The organism is Planococcus maritimus, from assembly GCF_001687625.2.
Classification (GTDB): Bacteria; Bacillota; Bacilli; order Bacillales_A; family Planococcaceae; genus Planococcus; species Planococcus maritimus.
This window is the reverse complement of record NZ_CP016538.2, coordinates 2,979,183-2,997,637: the sequence shown is the minus strand read 5'-3', so window position 1 is coordinate 2,997,637 and position 18,455 is coordinate 2,979,183. Positions and strand designations below refer to the sequence as shown.

15 protein-coding genes are annotated in these 18,455 nt (G+C 44.0%); 13 read left to right on the top strand and 2 right to left on the bottom strand.

Annotated features, from left to right (window positions below):
* Positions 1-180: 180 nt before the first annotated feature.
* Together BBI11_RS14785 and BBI11_RS14780 are read right to left on the bottom strand one after the other, a co-directional pair.
* Positions 181-462, bottom strand: coding sequence for an AbrB/MazE/SpoVT family DNA-binding domain-containing protein (locus BBI11_RS14785; RefSeq protein WP_068465156.1), 282 nt, complete (start codon positions 460-462; stop codon positions 181-183).
* A gap of 125 nt (positions 463-587) precedes the next feature.
* The gene (locus BBI11_RS14780; protein ID WP_068465153.1) at positions 588-1,391 is read right to left on the bottom strand and encodes a DUF817 domain-containing protein; all 804 of its coding nucleotides are present in this window, start codon (positions 1,389-1,391) and stop codon (positions 588-590) included.
* 214 nt (positions 1,392-1,605) lie between these two features.
* Here BBI11_RS14780 and BBI11_RS14775 point away from each other — a divergent pair, with 214 nt between their 5' ends.
* The 13 genes from BBI11_RS14775 (at position 1,606) to BBI11_RS14715 (ending at position 18,421) form a co-directional block, all read left to right on the top strand.
* Positions 1,606-3,105, top strand: a complete 1,500-nt coding sequence (locus tag BBI11_RS14775; RefSeq protein WP_068465150.1) for an L-fucose/L-arabinose isomerase family protein — start codon at positions 1,606-1,608, stop codon at positions 3,103-3,105.
* A gap of 154 nt (positions 3,106-3,259) precedes the next feature.
* Complete coding sequence (locus tag BBI11_RS14770) at positions 3,260-4,309, top strand: autoinducer 2 ABC transporter substrate-binding protein (RefSeq protein ID WP_068465147.1); 1,050 nt, start codon at positions 3,260-3,262, stop codon at positions 4,307-4,309.
* Positions 4,287-6,122, top strand: a complete 1,836-nt coding sequence (locus BBI11_RS14765; RefSeq protein WP_083389118.1) for a cache domain-containing sensor histidine kinase — start codon at positions 4,287-4,289, stop codon at positions 6,120-6,122. Before BBI11_RS14770 ends, BBI11_RS14765 begins: the two co-directional genes overlap by 23 nt.
* Positions 6,103-7,737, top strand: coding sequence for a response regulator transcription factor (locus BBI11_RS14760; protein WP_068465141.1), 1,635 nt, complete (start codon positions 6,103-6,105; stop codon positions 7,735-7,737). Before BBI11_RS14765 ends, BBI11_RS14760 begins: the two co-directional genes overlap by 20 nt.
* A gap of 172 nt (positions 7,738-7,909) precedes the next feature.
* Positions 7,910-9,421, top strand: coding sequence for a sugar ABC transporter ATP-binding protein (locus tag BBI11_RS14755; RefSeq protein ID WP_068465140.1), 1,512 nt, complete (start codon positions 7,910-7,912; stop codon positions 9,419-9,421).
* 26 nt (positions 9,422-9,447) lie between these two features.
* Complete coding sequence (locus tag BBI11_RS14750) at positions 9,448-10,485, top strand: ABC transporter permease (protein WP_068465138.1); 1,038 nt, start codon at positions 9,448-9,450, stop codon at positions 10,483-10,485.
* Between the two features lie 2 nt (positions 10,486-10,487).
* Positions 10,488-11,528 (top strand): ABC transporter permease, encoded by a 1,041-nt coding sequence (locus tag BBI11_RS14745; RefSeq protein ID WP_068465136.1) that lies wholly within the window; start codon positions 10,488-10,490, stop codon positions 11,526-11,528.
* Between the two features lie 67 nt (positions 11,529-11,595).
* A complete protein-coding gene (gene rhaS, locus BBI11_RS14740; protein ID WP_068465133.1) occupies positions 11,596-12,645 on the top strand; it encodes a rhamnose ABC transporter substrate-binding protein in 1,050 nt (349 codons plus the stop codon).
* A 122-nt stretch (positions 12,646-12,767) separates the two neighbouring features.
* Positions 12,768-13,094: an L-rhamnose mutarotase gene (locus BBI11_RS14735; protein WP_068465130.1), complete on the top strand. Its 327-nt coding sequence runs from the start codon at positions 12,768-12,770 to the stop codon at positions 13,092-13,094.
* A 44-nt stretch (positions 13,095-13,138) separates the two neighbouring features.
* Positions 13,139-15,208 (top strand): bifunctional aldolase/short-chain dehydrogenase, encoded by a 2,070-nt coding sequence (locus BBI11_RS14730; protein WP_068465127.1) that lies wholly within the window; start codon positions 13,139-13,141, stop codon positions 15,206-15,208.
* Positions 15,209-15,285: 77 nt separating this feature from the next.
* Positions 15,286-16,710: a rhamnulokinase gene (gene rhaB, locus BBI11_RS14725; RefSeq protein ID WP_068465125.1), complete on the top strand. Its 1,425-nt coding sequence runs from the start codon at positions 15,286-15,288 to the stop codon at positions 16,708-16,710.
* Positions 16,711-16,750: 40 nt separating this feature from the next.
* Positions 16,751-18,028, top strand: coding sequence for an L-rhamnose isomerase (gene rhaA / locus BBI11_RS14720; protein ID WP_068465122.1), 1,278 nt, complete (start codon positions 16,751-16,753; stop codon positions 18,026-18,028).
* 111 nt (positions 18,029-18,139) lie between these two features.
* The gene (locus BBI11_RS14715) at positions 18,140-18,421 is read left to right on the top strand and encodes an HPr family phosphocarrier protein (protein ID WP_068465119.1); all 282 of its coding nucleotides are present in this window, start codon (positions 18,140-18,142) and stop codon (positions 18,419-18,421) included.
* Positions 18,422-18,455: the final 34 nt, after the last annotated feature.

Here is an 18,455-nt window from a genome sequence, read left to right as displayed (position 1 = left end):
GATGAACGAATATAATTGTTCGTCCATATGATAATTTACGCTATTTGCTGGAGAATGTCAAAAGTTGCCTCTGAATTTCTGAGCAATGGATTTCAGTTGTGAATGCTCCTACACTAAGCCACTCTCATCGAACACAAAAAACCGGCAAGCGGAAGTCATCCGCATGCCGGTTGAGAAGAATTATTTCTTTGATACGTTTTGCAGTTCTTCGAGCAAAAGGCGTGCGCCGCGCGGGCTTAAATGCATGCCTTTGACCAACTGTGACTCGAAATTTTCAGTGAAAACCTCACCCGTGACGACACAGGTTTGTGCGCTCTCAAACTTACGCAAAATAATGCGGTCATCATCCAGGAAAATTTCCATCGGGTCGCCGATATTCACTCCCATGGATCTTCTTAATTCGATAGGCGTAACAATACGCCCCAACTGGTCGACTTTTCTAACGATTCCTGTACTTTTCATCATCATGCTCCTTTAGCAGTTATCGTCCTCTTGTGTAGATACGGACTGATATCTTAAGGGTACTCGTTTTTCTGCAAGACATCAATTGCCGGGAGAGGAAAATTATCCAGTACTCTTCGTTGCTGCTAGTCCATTTCAGACCGTGCTGTCGTATTAAGCGTAGAGCGGGCAGGCTCTTTCAAAGAACTCTTCACCCGCTTCAGCTGCGCCACGATGATGACTGAGATGATAACGAGCAAAAACCACGAGCTGATTTTGCCGATGTGGACGAGCGACCAAGCCGCTTCCTGATTCGGGTACTGCCAAGCGCCGAGGAAGGTCGTGATGTTTTCTGCGATCCAAATAAAGAACCCAATCAACAGGAACGACAGGATCAACGGCATCTTAAAGAGTTTCTCCTCTATGCGAAACGTTACGACCGTACGGAAGAAAATCAGTACTAGCAGCAGCTTCAGTCCCCAGCGGATGTCGTACGTGAAATGATGCGTAAAAAAATTCGCGTAGATCAAGCCGCTGATGGCGATGCTGTAGAAGGGCTTGGGCCAGCCGTACATCTGCAAGTCGAAACGTCGCCACGCCTGGCAAATATAGCTCGCGACACTGGCGTACATAAATCCACTATAGAGCGGCACACCGAAAAATTTGCTGTAGGCGTCTTCCGGATACGCCCACGAGCCCATATGGACCTTGTACAATTCGAGACCGAGCCCGATTGCGTGGAACACCAAAATGACTTTGAACTCATCCCACGTTTCCAGTTTGGATGCGAGCATGAACACTTGCGCGAGTATGCACACGAGTAAAATAAAATCATAGCGGGGCAGAAAAGGAATCTCAATGTATTTCGACACAGCGAGTGCCGCAAAAATGATGACCGGAAAAATGCAGCAAAGCGCTTGCCGGTAGCCGAACAGCCAAAATGTTTTCATCACACAGCGCCTCCTGAGAGTGGGGTTTTAAAAATGGACGCTGTGGATGGGGAGAGGTTGCCGAAGGAATACATCACGTATTTAAAAGATGAAAAACCGAAAAATGTCTGACAATTACAGAGAATACACTCCTTTTTTGAACGAGAGCTTACCTATACAATTTATGAAAGCGGTAACAAAGTGAGTGCGAGGGAAAAAGGGGGAATATCAAGAAATGAAATTTCAACCATTCAAACCAGCAAAAAAGGCACGCATTGGAATTTATACTATTGGATTAAAGGCCTACTGGAGTCAATTTCCAGGGTTGAAGGAAAGAATCGAATCCTATGGAGAATTTCTTGAGAAGAAGATGTCTATACATGGCGAAGTTTATAATTACGGTTTAGTTGATACCGAGGCAGAAGCTCGCAAAGCAGGTTATTGGTTTAATGAAAATAATGTCGATCTGGTTTTTTGTCATGCAGCTACTTATTCGACGAGTTCGGCTGTTTTGCCGGTCCACCAAATTTGCAAAGCGCCGGCTGTTATCTTGAATCTGCAGCCGACTGCCAAGATTAATTATCAGCATACAACTACGGGAGAATGGCTTGCTCATTGTGGATCGTGTCCAGTACCGGAAATTTCAAATGCCTTTAACCGGGCAGGAATCACATTCCGGGTGGTGAATGGGCTGCTTGGACTGGAAGAAACACCGGAGATCTCCCTAGCTGACGAAAAAACACATTCCCGAATAGAAGCCACTCGCGCATGGAGAAAAATCGAAGAATGGATTCGTGCAGCTGCTGTCCCACGCACCTTGCGCGAAAGTAGATTTGGGTTTCTCGGGAATACTTACAGCGGCATGTTGGATATGTATAGTGATTTTACAATGATACATGCGCAGATGGGTTTGCATGTAGAAGTGTTAGAAATGGGAGATGTCGATGCATTCCTGAAAGAAGTGACCGAAACGGAAGTGAAAGAGAAGCTCCGGGAAATCCATGAAATGTTCCAAATCAGTGAGGATTCGCCAACGGACCCAATCGCTCAGAAACCGACGGATGAACAACTTCAGTGGTCTTCTAGAGTAGCGGTAGCTCAAGAAAAGATGGTTAAAGAGTTCGATTTGGATGCGTTAGCGTATTATTATCATGGCTCTCCCGGAAGTCATCTGGAAAAACTGCAATCTGGATTTATTGTCGGCCATTCCCTATTAACCGCAAAAGGGATACCTTGTGCAGGAGAAGGGGACTTGAAAACAGCAATTGGCATGAAAATCGCTGATGTTTTAGGGGCTGGAGGAAGTTTTTCTGAATTGATGAGCATCGATTATGACGACGAGACAATTTTACTTGGTCATGACGGCCCGTTCCATTTAGCGATTTCCGACAGCAAGCCGGTGCTTCGAGGACTGGGGTTATATCACGGTAAGCAAGGAACCGGGGTGTCGGTCGAAGCGAAGGTGCAAACAGGTCCTGTAACGATTTTAAATGTAACGCAAACAAGGGATGGCAACTTAAAGTTAATCATTGGTGAAGGCGAGTCCACAGACGGTGAAATTATCCGTGTGGGGAATACACAGACGCCTGTGAAATTTAAATCACATCCGGATGATTACATGGAGCAGTGGTTCGCTGAAGCACCAACGCATCATTGTGTCATGTCTATGGGTCACAATGCAACGCTCTTTCAGAAGGTTGGAGAGCTGTTGGGTTGCAAGTCAGTGATTTTATAGGAAGAGCAGCTGCAGCTAGCTGCTCTTTTTAGTATGGAATTAGTATGTGCTAATTATCTGAAAAATGTTAATGTAATAAGTACTAGTAACTTTTTTGCGTTCGGTGACTTTCAGTATGTAAAACCTATAGATCGTGCTGGGAAGGGTGAATGCTATGCAAGCATTGAAGTTTATCTACTGTCTATTAATTGCTTTGCTTTTTGTAAGCGCTTGTAATCCTGGGTTTCAAGAGCAGGAGCAATACGAAATCATTTATTCGATGGAGGAAGAAGCTCCTCAAGAAGCAGCTTTTAATCGAAATCAGCAGATCACGATAGCTGTCGTGCCGAAAGTCGCAAATATCGCTTATTTTCAAGCGGTGGAAGAGGGCGCTCTCGAAGCTGCAGAAGATCTGGGAGTGAATATTTTATACGAAGGCCCTGTTTTCGCGAATGCTACACAACAAATAGAAATCATTAAAGAAATGATACAAAATAATGTCGACGCCATTGCTGTATCAGCAAATGACCCGGAAGAACTGGCTCCTGTTTTGCTACAAGCCAGAGCGAAAGGGATAAAAGTGATCACATGGGACGCAGATACGGTTCCGGAAGCCCGAGATTTTTTTATAAATATGGTAGATCCAGAAACGCTTGGCCGGCATCTGATGGATATTCTTGCTTGGAACACGGATGAAAAAGGGGAATTTGCTATATTGACCGGGGCGTTATCTGCTTCGAATTTGAATGAATGGCTCTATTGGATTCAAATACATCAAAAAGAATATTACCCAGAGATGACTTTGGTAGAGGTAGCGGCAAATGATGACGATCCACAGCTTGCGTATAAATTGTCCAAAGACTTACTAAAAAAGTATCCGAATCTAAAAGGGATTATCGGTAATTCTTCGGTGGGTCCTCCAGCGGCTGCCAAAGCAGTAAAAGAACTTGACCGAGTGGGAGAAGTCGCAGTTGTGGGGTTGTCGACACCTTCACCAATGAACGAACACTTAAAAGATGGCTCAGCCCAAATTGTTACACTATGGAGTCCGAAAAAATTGGGATACTTAACAGTCAGGCTTGCTTACAACTCTTACAAAGGAAATGATCCAACTGATTGGCAGGAAATTCCTGAAGTTGGTAAAATTCGTATGATTGGAGATACGGTCATCATGGGAGAGCCAATGGATTTTACGAAAGAGAATGTGGATCAATATGACTTCTAAACTATGGGGCTTTAAAAACTATAGACTGCGCACCAAGTTGATTGTGACGTATGTGTTGCTGACTGTGATTCCCATGTCTTTGTTAGGATACATCGCATATAGTCAATATTCTACTTCTATTGAAGAGCAAGTAGGCGAGTACATTCCTAAGATTCTCGCGCAGGCAAATGAGAATATTTCAAATCAGATAAGGGAGTTCAGCAACTTGCCTGACCAGCTGTACAACTCTGATCAAATGGTCGGTATCTTACGAAAAGATTCGTATCAGAACCAATCGTCGATGTTGCAAGATGAGTTTACCTTCAATAATTATTTATCACGAAATTTCATTAATGGGGAAAGCTCCGACATATTAGGTGTGTTTGTCTTGTCAAAAAACAGGATATTTCAAAGTACCAAAATTCCTTATTCCAATTTTGAAGGGACGGACTATAAAGACATTTACGGACAGGAGATTGAATTAGGCGGAGAGGAAAAATTTCTCCTGCCCCATCAAACCTCACTCCAGTTTGAAGGAAACCCTCCTTTTGTTCTTCTGATGAAGCAACTGACTGATCTCGAAAACCGGACAAATCTGGGAACTGTGCTGATTGCGGTCGATATTTCGTTTTTAGAAAATGTGATAAAGAATTTAAATGAGGAAGGTAAAGCCAAACTGTGGATGATGGATGAGGACGGCCGGATTATCTATCATACCAATCCGGAACTTGTTCGCTCAATTGACTCCTTAGCAGTGGACTACCCTAAAATAAATGGCAGTTTTCGAACGACAAAAGAAGAACAGAACAGACTGATTAGCCTTAATTATCTAGATGGGACCGGATGGATTTTGGCGCATAGCATACTAGCGGAAAACTTAACAGAAAGAACCGATTTAGTGAGAAATGCCACAATCATTATCTTTATCGTATTTGTTCTCATCAGCACGGTGATTTCCATATTACTGGCATGGAATGTATCCAGCCCGCTTCATCGTCTTACGAATTCCATGAAGAACGTTGAAAAAGGAAATTTTGATGTGGATTTATCCATTACGACTACCGATGAAGTAGGGATACTCGCTAATAACTTCACATCCATGGTGACGGAAATCAAAGAGTTGGTTCGCAAGAATTACCAGATAGAACTTAAACAAAAAGAGGCGGAACTCTATGCTTTGCAATCGCAAATCAATCCGCATTTCATGTACAACACGCTGGAGACGATCGTAATGTCGGTAGAAGAAGATGAAAAAGACACAGTGGTTGAAATGGTTACCTTATTGGGTAGAATGCTGCGATATTCAATTAGCAACAAAGAGGACATAGTACCGATTTCCGACGAACTGGCGCATATTAAGGATTATTTGCGCATTCAAAAAATCCGTTTTGAAGATAAATTCGACTTTGCCATACATGAAGATAAGAATGCTCTTAGATTTTATACACCCAAATTTATCTTGCAGCCATTGGTCGAGAATGCTGTGAAATATGGCATGAAGTCTGGTCAAGATGGCAAGTTGGAAGTTTCTGTGGAATGGCTACAGCAAGCAAACGGATCATATGTAATTGTATTTAAAGTAAAAGACAACGGCCCAGGCATCAAGCCAGAATCATTGGAAAAAATTCAGCATATGCTGGCGGACGATCCCATGATCAAAAAAGATTCTCATTTTGGACTATTGAATGTTCATGCGCGTGTTGCGATGAACTTTGGAAGTGAATACGGGGTGAAGATTTCGAGCTTGGTGGGTGAAGGAACGGAAGTAGAAATAAAAATCCCAGTCTTGGTTGGAGGCAGTGAGGAGAGTCAAAATGAAATCCGAAAAAATTAAGGCAGTAGTAGTAGACGATGAAAATCGCATTCGAAGAGGCATAGAGAGACTGGTTCTATCCTGCGGAGAAGAGTGGGAAGTAGCAGCATCGTTTGGCGATGGCCAAGAGTTGCTTGATGCTTATGAGGAGACTCCATTCGACTTTGATGTTTTGATTACCGATATTAGGATGCCGATAACTGACGGACTGACGCTCATCAAAGAAATGAAGAAATTCACCTCCTTTAATCCAGTCGTCATTAGTGGCTTTGATGATTTTCACTACCTTCAGACAGCTTTGCGTGAAGGTGCATTGGATTATCTGTTAAAGCCAGTTGATCGCGAGGAATTCAAAAAACAAATGGAAAAATTGAAGCAGGAAGTGTTAAGTCAACGCAGACTGCAGGAGAAGGAAATAGTCGTTCAACATCAAGTTTCCAAGCTGGAGTATATCCAACAAGTGGAAAAATTAAGCCAAGTCACGAAAGGTTTTGAGCCAGATGTCTCGCTGCTTGACTGGACCGAAGAGTTTCCCGAATGTCTATACAGCTTAATGTATGTAACGATTGATCAGCCCATGAGCCACTCACGCACCATGAAAAAAGACGAATGGAACACATGGGTACTTGCCAATGAGAACATCATCAATGAAATGCTGTCAGATAGCAGCAGGGATTTTTGGAAGTGGCGTGGGGAAGACGCTTCTTTCTGGATCTTATTGTGCAGCAAGACAGATGAAGAAGAAATTGCATTCAAAGAGGAATTGAATAGCTTTTCAATGTCCATGCAAAAAAATGTGCAGAAAACGATTCCTTTTTCTAACTCTGTCGCTATCAGCAAGCCATTTGAGGATTTAACGTTCCTGCAAACCATCACCAAAGATGTGTTGGCTCTCATGCAATACAGGCCAGTCTTTGGCAATAGCCAGATCTTTCAGCAAGACTTGTATGTGAAAACAAGTTATGAAAGTGAATTGAAGAACGCAGGTGAGCTTCAGCAAGCGATTCAAAGAGTCATTCAAGCTATGGAACGAATGAACGAACAAGAACTAAAGCATCATATTCACTTGTTTGCAGACAAGCTCCAGACGCTCCGCTTATCGAGCGAAGTTGAGTTTTTCCTACAATCGCTCAGTATTCAATTGATCAATTACATCATTAAATTTAAGCCAAGGCTGAATAATGATTTGCTAGATATTCAAGGCACGGTTAGTTTGCTTCAGAAGTCAGGAAATATAGACGAATTGAGAAAGGAATTGGAAGATTGGCTGATAGAAGTCTATGAAAAGCTCATGCATGTGAATAAGGAAAATGTGCACGATCAAGTGAGAGAAGCGAAATCATGGATCACGCTTAATTTGAAAGAGAGTATTACCATCGAAAAAATAGCTGGACATGTGTATATGAATCCAACCTACTTCTGTGAGTATTTTAAAAATGAAACGGGGGAAACGGTTCTCGATTACGTTACCAGAAGCCGAATTAACAAAGCCAGAGAGCTATTGCTTACGACCAATCTGAAAATATATGAAATTGCAGAACAGGTAGGGTATGCAGATACAAAATATTTCAGCAAACTTTTCAAAAAACATTACGGTGAACTTCCTTCAAAATACAAAGAAAAAATCAAAACGTAGTGATGAGCCTCCAGAAATGGGGGCTTTTTTTAATGGGAACAACAACAAACAGAGAAATGCACACCTTTTTCCGAAAATTCTCACCTTTTGCCATTTCCGTAAAGGCTATAAACTAATTGAAAGCGCTATCACATAGCGGGAGATGCCTATAAATGAGGCAAGGAGGGAAATTATGTCTGATTATGTTCTCGAACTAAAAGGGATCACAAAAAAATTCCCGGGTGTTACGGCTCTAGACAACGTCCATTTCAAATTGGAACCTGGCCAGATTCATGCGTTGATGGGTGAAAACGGCGCAGGCAAATCAACCTTCATCAAAGTGATTACGGGTGTTCATGCACCCAATGAGGGAGAAATGTACTTGAACGGGGAACGGGTTGAATTTTCGAATCCAAACGAAGCCCAGGACAAGGGAATTGCAGCAATTTACCAGCATGTCACAAACTATCCGGATTTAACCGTTACTGAAAACATATTTATGGGCCATGAAAAAGTTCAGAAGTTCACCGGGCGTTTGCGGTGGAAAGAAATGCATGAGGAAGCCAGAAAGATTTTACGGTCGTTAAGCTCGTCTATTGATCCGAAATCTGAAATGGGTTCGTTAAGTGTTGCGCAACAACAAATTGTGGAAATAGCAAAAGCCATTTCGACAAACGCGAAAATTATTATTATGGATGAACCGACTGCTGCACTTACTTCAAGAGAGAGCGAAGAGCTTTATAAAATTGCGGAAAGTTTACGCGACCAAGGGGCTTCGATTATTTTCATTTCGCATCGCTTTGAAGACATGTATCGATTGGCTTCACAAGTTACGGTGCTCAGGGATTCGAAATATATAGGATCTTGGGCTATCGACGAAATTTCAAATGACAATCTTATCGTTGCCATGGTGGGACGTGAGATTACTCAAGTATTCCCGGAGAAAAAAGGAGAAGTGGGCGAGAAACTCCTTGAAGTGGAAGGGCTTAGTAAGGCAGGGTATTTTGCTGACATTTCGTTCACTCTTCGAAAAGGCGAAATCCTTGGGTTGACTGGACTGGTAGGAGCAGGAAGAACAGAAGTTTGCCAATCTCTCTTTGGAATTTTGCCATACGATAAAGGAACAATAAAGTTGAATGGAAAAGATGTCACCATTCATAGTCCGAAGCAAGCGATTAAATTGGGGATTGGCTATCTGCCGGAAGACAGGCAGAAGCAAGGGCTTGTGCTTCAATGGGGCATCGGCAAAAACATTACTTTATCCGCACTGAAAAAAACAGGTAAAAACGGTTGGCTGAATGAGAAAAAAGAAAACGAAATTGCAAAAGAATTGGCAGAGAAGGTTCACGTGAAAGCAAACAGTGTATTCGATCTAGTCAGTTCACTCTCTGGAGGAAATCAACAAAAGGTGGCAGTCGCCAAACTACTGACAGCTGATTTAGAAATTATTATTATGGATGAACCAACAAAAGGCGTGGATGTCGGAGCAAAGTCAGCGATCTACGAAATTATCAACGACTTGGCAGCTTTAGGATACGGGATTATCATGATTTCTTCTGAAATGCCGGAAGTCCTTGGAATGAGCGACCGGATTGCTGTGATGAGAGCAGGGAGAATAACAAAAATTTTAACAAAGGAAACGGCTACACAGGAAATGATTCTAGAAGCATCGATGACCGATTTAGGTGAAAAAAATGTGGGATAAGTAAATGTGAAAAAGAGGTGAGCGTGATGGCAGAGTCAATTGTGGACGATAACTCCACAGATTTATCCACTGAAAAGAGAACATCCAAATTAGCAGCCATATCAAAGTTTCGAGAATTAGGGTTACTGGCGTTTATCGTTATTCTTTGCATTTTCGTCCAAACGAAGAATTCCAGTTTCATGACGCTTGGAAATGTGTCGGATATGATGACCAACACCGCAATACTGAGCATCCTTGCACTAGGGATGATGCTCGTATTAATCACTCGGGGAATTGACTTATCCATCGGAGCGACACTCGCTTTGTCGGGAATGATTGTTGCCCAACTGGTAAGTACCTACAGCGGATTACACCCACTGCTCGCTATTTTACTAGGGACAGGCATAGGTATTATTTGCGGAGTCACAGTAGGTTTTTTAGTTTCTAAAATTGGCATCTTACCGATCATTGCCACTTTAGCCATGATGAATATCTTCCGGGGGCTTACGTTTACAGTGAGTGACGGAGAGTGGGTCAGTTCATACCAGATGCCGGCACAATTTGTGTCGATTGCCACAAGTAAAATCATAGGGATCAACACACTTGTTTTTATTGCCATTGTGATATACATCGTCGCGTATTACTTCATCAATCATACGAGAACAGGCAGGCAAATCTATGCGGTGGGAAGCAATCCAGAATCAGCAAAAGTCAGCGGCATCAACCAGACTAAAATTCTATTGCTTGTCTACTCCATCATGGGTGGCCTGGCAGGATTGTCGGGCGTTCTGTGGGTCGCTAAGTTTGCGTCAGCACAAGGCGATACCGCTTCAGGTTATGAATTGACAGTTATTGCTGCCTGTATTCTTGGCGGGGTAAGCATTGCCGGCGGATCCGGCAAAATACCGGGTGTTATTTTAGGCGCTGTCCTATTAGGAATTTTAAATAACGCGCTTCCATTAATGAATGTATCTCCGTTCTGGCAAAGTGCGATTCAAGGGGCGATTATTCTGTTTGCTGTAGTGGTCAATGCTCTTGTAAAACGCGGAGTGGACAGAAACAATTTGCTGAAAAGGAGGATCTGACCATGGCAAATAGAGCATTCGAACAAAGTGAATATGTGCAAAGAACATTAAGCAATAAGCGGGAGTTCTCTTGGAAAAAGTTTTTCCTTCAGTGGGAGTGGATGTTGATTCTGGTGTTCTTCGTGGTAATTGCCATCAACACCAGCCTTTCTCCTTATTTTTTAAATGCAGCGGGACTAAGAGATGCGACCATGATTTTCCTGGATAAAGCATTTATTGTGTTCCCAATGGTCATGATCATGATCCTTAGGGACATCGATATCTCGGTAGGTTCTACTGTGGCCTTATCTTCAGTGGTCATGGCGACACTTTACAACACCCTTAATGTTCCGATGAGCGCAGCCATTGTGATTTGTTTATTGGTCGGTGCTGTATGCGGATTAGTGAATGGTTTACTAATTGTGAAGTTTAAAGAACTTTCCGCAGTTATCGTGACGTTGGCGACGATGATTCTGTATCGGGGAATCGCCTATGTCATTTTAGAAGATCAGGCTTCAGGAAATTTTCCAGACTGGTTCAGCTTTTTCGGATGGGGAAGCGTCGCAGGAATTCCATTCATTTTGATCGCTTTCACCGTTCTTGCCATTGTTTTTACGCTCCTGCTCCACAAAACGACATTTGGCAGACAAGTTTATGCAATGGGAAATAACGATACAGCAAGCCGGTTCTCTGGCGTACAGGTCGATAAGGTCAAGATCATTGTCTTTACCCTCGCCGGACTCATGGCTGCGATTACCGCTGTTTTTCTTGCCTCACGCATGGGCAGTACGCGGCCAAACGTCGCAACAATGTATGAGCTGGATGTTATTGCGATGGTAGCTCTTGGGGGAATCAGCACAGCCGGAGGAAAAGGGCGGATGGTCGGTGCTATTATAGCTGTCTTTATCATCGGTTATCTGCAATATGGGCTCGGGTTGATCAATATTCCTTCTCAAATGATGCTAGTCATCGTCGGGTTATTGCTCCTTGCTTCTGTCGCGATTCCAAAAGTAAATGTCGGCAGTGCTTTTAAAGGGTTTAGAAAAAAGAAACAACTGGAGTAAGTTGCTGACAGCAAATCATTTGCTGTTTGAGTATACAAAACCATCACATACAAAGGGGAGAAGACAAATGAAGAAATTGCTGACGAAATGGGGAACAATCGGCTTGGCTGTCGGGATGCTAGCTGCATGTGGGGATGAAGAGGCATCAACGGGAGAAGGCGGTGCTTCGGCAACCGGAGGAGACGGTGCTAAAACCTACGCCATGGTATTCAAAAACACAGGAAATCCGTACGGTGAGAAAATGATGGATGGCTTTGAAGAAGCGATCAATGAAGCAGGAGGAGAAGTCATTCTTCGCGCTCCAGACCAACCAACGGCTGAAGGGCAAATTCAAATCATCGAACAATTGATTACACAGCAAGTCGACTCGATTATGGTGACAGGAAATGATATAGACGCGCTGGAGCCAGTGTTGAAGAAAGCAATGGACGCTGGAATCGACGTTCTTTCAGCAGACTCTGCAGTAAATGCAGATAGCCGCATGGTTCACGTAAACCAGGCTGATCCAGAAGCGATTGGGCGCACGCAAATTCAAGCTGTGTCAGAAATGATTGACGGGGAAGGCCAAATTGCTGTACTGAGCGCCACGTCTCAGGCGGCGAACCAAAATGTATGGATTGAATGGATGAAAAAAGAATTAGAAGAGCCTGAATACGAAAACATTGAACTGGTCAAAGTCGCGTACGGTGATGACTTGCGTGATAAGAGTACGTCTGAAGCTGAAGCATTGCTTCTTCAATACCCGGATTTGAAAGCGATTATTTCTCCTACTACGGTTGGCATCGCGGCAGCCGGAAAAGTCCTGACAGACAAAGGGCTGGAGGGTGAAGTCGCCTTAACTGGACTAGGGCTTCCAAGTGAAATGGCAACGTACATTGAAAATGGAGTATCGCCTGCTATGTTCTTGTGGAACCCGATCGATGTAGGATACGGGGCAGGCATGACTGCCGTTGCTTTGTCTGAAGAGGAAATCACAGGAGCTGTGGGTGAAACATTCGAAGCTGGCAGACTAGGTGAAAAGGAAATCGTTGAAGATGGCGATGGAACACAAGTCATGCTAGGCGAACCGTACCGCTTTGATGCAGATAACATTGATGAATGGAAAGAAGTGTACTAAGAAGTATCAGTGGCTGTCCTTATTCGAGAAAAAGGGTGATGCTGGAAAACGGAACGTGGTTTTCCAGCGATTATCTTTTATTGAAAATCGGGCAGCCTCTTGTTCTTTTAGGAGGTGTGTGAATGGAAAAAAGTAATAAATATGCTTGGACGTGGACGGTGAAAGATGAAGCTTTGGAAGAGTATGTGAAACTGCATGAAGACCCGTGGGATGAAGTGATGACGGAGCATTCGAAAGCGGGAATCAGCAATTATTCGATTTTCCAGAACGGAACCCAGTTTTTTTATTGTTTCGAATGCAGCGATGTTGAATCGGCATTTGCATACATCGCGGAAAGCGATGTGTGCAAGAAGTGGAATGCCATTACATCCGAGATGGTTCAAGGATCTTTTGATTTTCAAGACCAAGAGCCCATCCAACCATTGAAAGAAGTGTTCTATTTAAAGTGAAAGAGTGGAAATCAAAATCTAATAAACGTTAACTGGAGGTACTTATGGTAAAGAACTTATGGAGTGCAGAGGCCGCAAACAACTTAACTACAGGACTCGACGAGCTGGTTTACCGTTCTAATTTAATCGGATCAGATCGGGCAGTCTGCAATTGGGGAGGAGGCAATACCTCAATAAAAACAGTGGAAAAAGATTTTCGTGGCCGTGATATTGAAGTGATGTGGGTAAAAGGCAGCGGATCTGACCTTGCTACTATGGAAGCGAAAAATTTCACCGGACTGAAGCTTGAAGACATTCGGCCATTAATCGATCGTGAGGAGATGCCAGACGCAGAAATGGTGGACTATTTGTCACAATGCATGATCGATAGCAAGCACCCGCGCGCTTCAATTGAGACCTTATTGCATGCATTTCTGCCATTCAAACACGTAGACCACACGCATCCGGATGCCATTATCAGCCTATGCTGTGCAGATAATGGGAAAGAACTGGCCAAGGAGATTTTCGGCGACCGTTTTGTATGGGTGCCCTATGTCCGCCCAGGATTTACCCTTTCCAAAATGATTGCAGAAGGTGTTCAAAACAATCCAAGCGCCGATCTGGTACTGATGGAAAAACACGGTTTGGTTGTGTGGGGGGAAACTGCAAAAGAAAGTTACGATAAAACCATTTCCGTGATCAATGAAGCGGAAAACTATATCAATGGACGCCTTCAGGAAGACGCTATTTTCGGAGGAAAACAATACGATGCTTTAGCAGAAGAGGACCGGTTGAAGATCTTGGCTAAACTAATGCCAGTGATTCGCGGAGCGGTCAGTGACGAAAAGAAAATGCTGTTAACGCATGACACCGCCGCCGACATCTTGGAGTTTGTAAACAGCCGTGATGCTGCTGAATTGTCCCAAGTGGGCGCAGCTTGTCCGGATCATCTGGTGCATACAAAGATGAAACCGCTCTATGTAGACTGGGATCCTTCCACAAAAGATGCCGATCAATTGATCGAGACCGTTAAAAAGGGAATTGCCGACTTTAAGAAAGACTACGAAGCGTATTTTGAACGCAATAAAAATGAAGGGGATGTCATGTTTGAGCCGGCTCCACGCGTGATCTTAATCCCTGGAATCGGGATGGTAAACTCGGGCAAAAATACAGCAATGGCGAATGTCAGCGGCGCGCTTTATCACCGGGCGGTTTCAGTTATGAAAGGCTCAACGACGCTCGGGAAATTCGTTTCTTTGAATGAGGCGGAATCCTATAACATTGAATACTGGCCACTGGAGCTGTACAAACTGTCACTTGCCCCGGCAGAGGCTGAATTTTCTCGGAAAGTGGCGTTTGTCACAGGTGGCGCAGGCGGGATTGGCAGTGAAACTTGCCGGCAATTCGTTGCCGACGGCGCCCATGTTGTGTTGGCCGACTTGAACCTAGAAGGTGCCGAAAAAGTGGCTGCTGAAATCAACGAACAATACGGCGAGCAACGCGCGCTTGCTGTGAAAATGGACGTGACAAGCGAAGAACAGGTACAGGAAGCTTTCCGTCAGACGGCTCTGGCATTCGGTGGAGTCGACGTTATCGTCAACAATGCAGGGCTTGCCACTTCGAGTCCTTTTGGTGAAACGTCTGTAAAAGAATGGGACTTGAATATGAATGTTCTTGGCAAAGGGTATTTCTTGGTAGCCCGTGAAGCCTTTAACCAAATGAAAGAGCAATCCATCGGTGGCAGCATGGTCTTTATCGGTTCCAAAAACTCTGTCTATGCAGGCAAAAATGCCTCCGCCTACAGCTCGGTGAAAGCACTCGAAGCTCATTTGGCAAGGTGCATTGCTGCTGAAGGTGGAGAATTCGGAATACGCGTGAATTCCGTTTTACCGGATGCAGTATTGCAGGGCTCTGCAATTTGGGGGTCGAAATGGAAAGAGGAACGGGCGGCTGCCTATGGAATCGAACCCGATCAGCTCGATGAACATTACCGCAAACGCACAACCTTACTGGTGAACATTTATCCGAAAGACATTGCGGAATCTATTTTGTTCCTGGCATCCTCGAAAGCAGAAAAAACAACGGGCTGCATGATTACTGTAGATGGCGGTGTGCCAGCTGCATTCACCCGGTAAAAAAAGTTGTGGTGGCGGGAACAAGCCGCCACCACAATGATACATACGCGGAGAGCTTACGCTACAGGAGGTGGCACATGGAAAAGTATTGTTTATCCGTTGATATTGGCGCTTCAAGCGGCAGGCTCGTGGCAGGGAATATGGAAGCTAAACGGCTTAATTTGCATGAAGTCCATCGGTTCGAAAACAAACTAATCGAAAAAAACGGCCATTTTTGCTGGGATATAGAATCCTTGTTCAATGAGATCAAAGCAGGAATCCATAAATGCAAAGAAATGGATATCGTCCCTACAAGCATTGGCATCGATACGTGGGCAGTGGACTTTGTCTTGCTCGATGAAGACGATCAACTGCTGACGGATGCCGTCGCTTATCGGGATCCTCGAACAGATGGCATCATGGAGGAAGTCACGGAAATCTTCATGAAAGAACGGTTATATCTGGAGACAGGCATCCAGTTTCAGAAATTCAACACCATATATCAACTGTACGCATTAAAAAAGCAAAATCCTGAAGTATTGAAGCAAGCAAAAACCTTCCTGATGATTCCGGATTACCTGCATTTTCTACTGACAGGTGAAAAAGCGAATGAATACACAAATGCCACCACTACTCAATTGATCAATGCGTTCACGAAGAATTGGGACAAAGAAATCATGGATACCTTGGGTTTGGACGTCGAGATGTTCCAAGCGGTTCACATGCCGAAAACGGTTCTTGGGCCCTTAAAAGAAGAACAAGCAGCAGAGTTCGGATTTAATATGGCCGTGATCTTGCCCGCTACCCATGACACAGGCTCAGCAGTACTGGCAGTTCCGCAGCCTGAAGACACCGTTTATATCAGCTCAGGAACCTGGTCATTAATTGGGGTAGAAAATGATTTTCCGATTTGTGTGACGAAAGCACTGGATTATAATTTTACGAACGAAGGCGGAATGGATGGTCAATTCCGCTTTTTGAAAAACATCATGGGACTTTGGATGATTCAGGAAGTGAAACGCAATTATGGGGACCGTTATTCTTTTGCGGAACTGGTCGAGTTGTCAAAAGCTGCAAATGGGACGGGGCCCGTCGTAAACGTGGATGATCCGCGTTTTTTGAAACCTGAACATATGGTGCACGAAATACAAGCTTATTGCCGGGAAACCGGACAGCAAGTGCCGGAACAACCAGGTGAAATTGCCAAATGTGTATTTGAAAGTCTGGCCGTCAGTTACCAAAAAGCCATTTGCGAAATAGAAGATATCTTCGAAAAAAAGTTCAGCACGATAAATGTAATCGGCGGCGGCTCACAAAATGAGTTATTGAACCAACTGATTGCAGAAAAGACGAAAAAAGAAGTGTTTGCCGGACCGGTTGAAGCTACCGCTATAGGAAATCTGGTGGCGCAATTGATTGCGGTGGGAGAAATCGCGGACCTCAAAACCGCAAGAAGCATAGTTAAAGAGTCATTTGAGGTAAAGAAATTCGTTCACGCGATCGCAGAAAAGGAACGTTCATAACCAGTAAAGGCTACTGGATCACCAAGGGGAGGGAAGTTGTATGACGGTTAAAAATCAATTTGAAGATGCGAAAAAAGAATATGAACGCTGGGGCATCAATGTTGAAGAAGTGTTCGATAAGTTGAAAAATGTTCCAATTTCCGTTCATTGCTGGCAAGGGGATGACGTAGGAGGATTCGAAACAAACAAAGAAAGCTTATCCGGTGGAATTGACGTAACAGGCAATTATCCAGGAAAGGCGACCACTCCAGAAGAACTGCGCCAAGACATTGAAAAAGCTCTTTCGCTGATTCCTGGACAACACCGCGTCAATCTTCACGCTATTTATGCAGAGACCGACGGGGAAGTGGTGGAGCGGGATCAATTGGAACCGAAGCATTTTGAAAAATGGGTAGCCTGGGCGAAACAACATGGACTGGGGCTCGATTTTAACCCTACCTTATTCTCACATAAAAAATCTGAAGACGGATTGACTTTGTCTCATCCCGATCCGCAAATCCGACAGTTTTGGATTGACCACTGCATCGCCAGCAGAAGAATAGGGGAATACTTTGGGAGGGAATTAGGGACTCCTTGTTTGACGAATATCTGGATTCCAGATGGCTACAAGGATGTGCCAAGTGACCGGCTTACGCCAAGAAAGCGGTTAAAAGAGTCGCTCGATGAAATTTTTGCAGCAAAAGTAGATGAGCAATTGAATATCGATGCGGTGGAGAGCAAGTTGTTCGGCATTGGCTCCGAAGCATTCGTTGTAGGGTCACACGAATTTTACATGAACTACGCATCGAGGAACAACAAACTTTGCCTGCTTGATACCGGCCACTACCATCCAACAGAAATGGTATCCAACAAAATCTCAGCCATGCTTTTGTTCAATGAAAAGTTAGCCTTGCACGTATCACGGCCAGTACGCTGGGACAGTGATCATGTGGTGACATTTGACGATGAATTGAAGGAAATCGCGCTGGAAATCGTCCGCAATAATGCGTTGGATCAAGTCATGATCGGCTTGGACTTTTTTGATGCCAGCATCAATCGGGTCGCCGCTTGGACAATTGGCACACGCAACATGATCAAAGCGTTGTTATACGGCATGCTGATGCCAAATGAGCAGTTAAAAGAACTGCAGGAAAAGGGAGATTTCACTAGAAGGCTCGCTCTTATCGAAGAATTTAAAACGTATCCATTTGGCGCTATTTGGAACTATTACTGTGAAGTCATGGATGTCCCTGTTAAAGAGCAATGGCTAGAAGACATTGAGGACTATGAAAAAACGGTGTTGACTGGCCGGTCTGAAGCGATAGATAGTGCGGTGTAAGACCGAGTATATCAAGCTATCCTGAGGTTTCTGGTTGTCATCTTCTTGGAGTCAAACATGCAGGGAAGCAGCAACTAGCCTACAAATATGCTAGAAGAAAAGGAGACTGCTATGTTGAAAAAAACGTATAAGGTCGTTTCGGAAACAGGGATACAAGCCCGTCTGGCAGCTCAATTGGTTAACCTTGCGAGTGAGTTTGAGGCGACGATTTCTTTAACGGTAGGAGCTAAAACGGTCAATTTGAAATCCATTATGGGTGTTATGTCGCTGGCAATAGCAAAAGGCGCAGTCATCGACATCGTCGCAGAAGGACTAGACGAACAAGATGCATTGCAAAAGATCGATCAATTCATCCAAATCAACACAGTCGAACAAGTGGTGACAGGGCCCTAAAGCTCGGAATTTTTTCGGAACGCGGTTCTTGTTG